This is a genomic window from Endozoicomonas sp. ALC013 (assembly GCF_049310205.1).
In the GTDB taxonomy this organism is placed as follows: domain Bacteria; phylum Pseudomonadota; class Gammaproteobacteria; order Pseudomonadales; family Endozoicomonadaceae; genus Endozoicomonas.
Genome location: NZ_JBLYNS010000317.1, coordinates 1 through 2,345, shown reverse-complemented (window position 1 = coordinate 2,345; position 2,345 = coordinate 1). Strand labels below are relative to the sequence as shown.

The window sequence follows — 2,345 nt, the reverse complement described above, 5'->3', positions numbered from 1 at the left end:
AAAATAATTAGTTCCATCCATAGCCATGGCTATGTTCCTGACGAGTATATTTTCTTTCACAAATTACACAGGTGGTAACGAAATTCTCTAAACCATCAAACATCTCTGAAATTGTCGCAGCGATGGAAACGCTGAACTCTCCTAATGAGTGTGGGCCCATTTCCAAACTGGGTAGGCAATAACACTTTGATATCTGGAACTAAGAATCGTTCTTAGCTCCAGAGTAACCATTCGCTAAATCCATTATTCAAGCATCAATAGCCCTGTTCAGCTATCCTTGATAGATGCTTGAAATCACTACGCCTGAATGCACTTTAGAACAATCCTGTACTCCTTTCAGCCTTGTTCAAGTCACTTTGACCAAGCAGGAGTTCATTGACCTCAAATGGCAGGTCAACCACTACCGGGATCTGTGGAAACGGACCCGGGTTCGTGAGCAGGAATTACTGGCCACCATTGCCTTGATGAAAAAACGCGAAGACCGACTTTTGACCCATAGATCAATAAATAATACTACATGGTCGGCCGAAACGGCATTTTTAACAGACGCTCCCTAATCATGCCCGAAAACCGCGTTTTCAAGCAGTTATTAAATTCTCAAACTGAATAGCAGGCTTACCAGCTTGTACATTTAGGAATACACCTACGTTGTAAGCCAGTAACTTGCGGGCCATTCTTGCTGTCATGCGCCACATATTACGGCAGCCACTGTGCTCAATATCGAAATAATGTGCCAACTGTCCAATGACGGTTTCGATTCTGCGCCTGACCCGCATAATCAGTTTGACGAATTTTTTTGGCCGGTTATCTTTCATGTTTTTTTTCAATGGCGTTTGCAGGTCGATACCAACCGCTTCGCAATCCTCTTTGAAAATCGGCTTAATGTAGCCTTTGTCTCCCAACAACAACCCGGCTATCGTTTCTATCAAATCGTAAGCTGCATCTCTCTCGTCAACGTTCGCAGGTGTCAGGCTCAGTGAAACTGGAATGCCCGTCATTGAAATTAACAGATGCCCCTGAAAACCAAAAAACTTCCTGTCTTTTGAAGCACAGTAGCCATAAGCCACTTCGTCATTAAATATTTTCCGACGTTTTGCCCGAACCCGCTTGCAAACCTCTATGGGGAAACCATCAATCAGGTGAACATTATCCCTGTCAGCGCCCAATATTTGCACCAGATGCTCTGTGATTTTTTGCTTCACAGCCCAGAGGTTCGCCCCCTGTGATGCCAGCTTGGTTCTGGCGGGAATGTTTGGAAAAAAGTGTAGCCAGTGTCGTCGAAAATATTTCCAGATATTTTTGTCCTTGTGATGTCCAAGCCATTCACCCACTATTTCAATGGTAATAACCTCGCTATCACTGAGCTTGGGCTCATAGCCACGAGTACGTATAGGTGTGGGAAAAAGCTTTTGGAATAAATCATCAATCAGACAAAAGACATTAATGATAAACTCTTCTTCAGGCATGACTGTCACCGGCTATTAAGCAATCTGTTTTAGAGGGCAGGTTGGTTAAGGTGTAGTCATGCCTTATGTGATGTCAAAAGTCGGCCTTCGCGTGAAAAAGGGTAATAAGGCTGAAGTCGATCAACTCAAGGCGACAATTAAAGAACGCGATTCTCAGCTGAGTCATATGAAACACATGGTCTTTGGGCGTTCTACTGAAAAGAAAAATCGCTCAAAACCCAGTCAGGAAAAGCAAAGCAAAAATACCACACGACAACCGACGACTCGTAAACGTGGCCAGCAACCTGGTTCCCCGAGCCATGGTCGGAGAAAACATGAGAACCTGCCGGTGGTTGATCAGGGCGTTGACCTACCCGATAACGAGAAGTGTTGTGCCATCTGTCGCTTGCCCTTCGACCCGTTTCCTGGCTGTGATCATTGTGATGTTATAGAAATTGAGGTCAGGCCACACAAGAGGCGTTACCATCGCAAGCGATATCGCAAGACTTGCCAATGTCCGGAAACATCCGCAATTATCACCGCCCCATCTCCAGCACGTTTGATTAACAGAGGAATATTGGGAGTTTCTGTCTGGGTTGATTTAATTATCAACAAATATGCTTTTGGTATTCCGGTTAACAGACAGCTTTAGTCGTACAAACAACACGGGCTTGATCTGGCGGCCGGAACCATTATTTCGGGAATGCAAACACTGCCTGCTCTCATAGAACCGGTCGTGGAAGCTTGCAGAGAGCGGGTTTGCCGCAGTGATCGAATGCATGCCGATGAAACCCGATGGTTGCAGTGGTGTGATGATTCAGAGGGCAGCCAGAAACATTGGCTCTGGGTATTTGTTTCCGATGAGACAGTCTACTTCAGTATTAGTGATAGTCGCGCCGC

General features: G+C 45.4%; 4 protein-coding genes. 3 read left to right on the top strand and 1 reads right to left on the bottom strand.

Annotated features, from left to right (window positions below):
• Positions 1 to 284: 284 nt before the first annotated feature.
• Positions 285 to 557 (top strand): hypothetical protein, encoded by a 273-nt coding sequence (locus ACO6V1_RS23465; RefSeq protein WP_422468947.1) that lies wholly within the window; start codon positions 285 to 287, stop codon positions 555 to 557.
• Positions 558 to 578: 21 nt separating this feature from the next.
• Here the strand turns inward: ACO6V1_RS23465 and ACO6V1_RS23460 are convergent, their stop codons facing one another.
• Positions 579 to 1,466: an IS982 family transposase gene (locus ACO6V1_RS23460; RefSeq protein ID WP_422450213.1), complete on the bottom strand. Its 888-nt coding sequence runs from the start codon at positions 1,464 to 1,466 to the stop codon at positions 579 to 581.
• A 58-nt stretch (positions 1,467 to 1,524) separates the two neighbouring features.
• Between ACO6V1_RS23460 and ACO6V1_RS23455 the strand changes: the two genes are divergently transcribed.
• Together ACO6V1_RS23455 and ACO6V1_RS23450 are read left to right on the top strand one after the other, a co-directional pair.
• On the top strand, positions 1,525 to 2,097 hold the full coding sequence (locus ACO6V1_RS23455; RefSeq protein ID WP_422468945.1) for a hypothetical protein: 573 nt from the start codon (positions 1,525 to 1,527) through the stop codon (positions 2,095 to 2,097).
• A 51-nt stretch (positions 2,098 to 2,148) separates the two neighbouring features.
• Positions 2,149 to 2,345: IS66 family transposase (locus tag ACO6V1_RS23450; protein ID WP_422468943.1), on the top strand; the 197-nt coding region annotated here is incomplete at its 3' end.

Bases quoted from the DNA above. Each gene is read 5' to 3' on its own strand.
- ACO6V1_RS23465 (WP_422468947.1), top strand. From the start codon at position 285: ATGCTTGAAATCACTACGCCTGAATGCACTTTAGAACAATCCTGTACT.
- ACO6V1_RS23460 (WP_422450213.1), bottom strand. From the start codon at position 1,466: ATGCCTGAAGAAGAGTTTATCATTAATGTCTTTTGTCTGATTGATGAT.
- ACO6V1_RS23455 (WP_422468945.1), top strand. From the start codon at position 1,525: ATGCCTTATGTGATGTCAAAAGTCGGCCTTCGCGTGAAAAAGGGTAAT.